The sequence below is a fragment of the Microbacterium karelineae genome (genome assembly GCF_009745985.1).
Taxonomy (GTDB): Bacteria; Actinomycetota; Actinomycetes; order Actinomycetales; family Microbacteriaceae; genus Microbacterium; species Microbacterium karelineae.
On the sequence record NZ_WFIX01000035.1, the window covers coordinates 1 to 793 of the forward strand.

Genomic DNA, 793 nt, shown 5'->3' on the forward strand with positions numbered 1-793 from the left:
ACAACCGTTGTTTTCAGCAGGACCTGCTACTGTAGGACAAGCGTCATCTTTATCGATTACACCGTCACCGTCAGTATCTGGCCAAGGGCATCCGTTGTTTTCAACTGGACCAGCCACTTCTGGGCATTGATCGTCTTTATCTGGAACTCCGTCACCGTCAGTATCAGGACATCCTTGGAATTCTGGTAAACCTGGAGTATCTGGACAAAGGTCATCTTTATCTAGGATACCATCCTTATCTCTATCTCTGTTTCCAAATCTGAATAAGATAGAAGCAGAAGCTTGCCAGAAGTTAGCAACAGTAGATTTATCACCTGGAGTTGATACATAATCTCCCTGAATACCAAGACCGAAGTTCTTAGTTACCCAGAAGTTAGCACCAGCACCTGTAGCTACAGTAAAGTGATTAGCTTTACCATTTTCGTTACCATCCTTACCGTTTGTTACAGTTTCGATTGCGTTACCGTTAGCGTCAACAGATGTTCTAGGGAAAGTAAGAGCTGTATAATCATGTCTTAAGTAGTTAGCACCAACTCTTAAATATGGATCAAACCAAGATTCTTCGTTCCATAAAAGACCTGCAGCGTGAGCCTGGAAACCAAGACCTGTCATTAGGAAAAATTCTTTCCCCATGTTGAATCTTTTGTTTTCAACATTTCCAACAGAAGTTTGCCAGTCAATTACTAAACCTTTTCCAACGTTTCTAGCAACTGTTAACTTAGATAGTGGAGGTGTAATCGATAAAGATGACGCTTGTCCTACAGTAGCAGGTCCTGCTGAAAACAACGGTTGT

General features: G+C 41.9%; 1 protein-coding gene. It reads right to left on the reverse strand.

The features are described from left to right. Positions 1-793, reverse strand: a 793-nt coding sequence (locus GB932_RS21820) for a thrombospondin type 3 repeat-containing protein (protein WP_197517189.1), incomplete at both ends; no start/stop codon positions are given.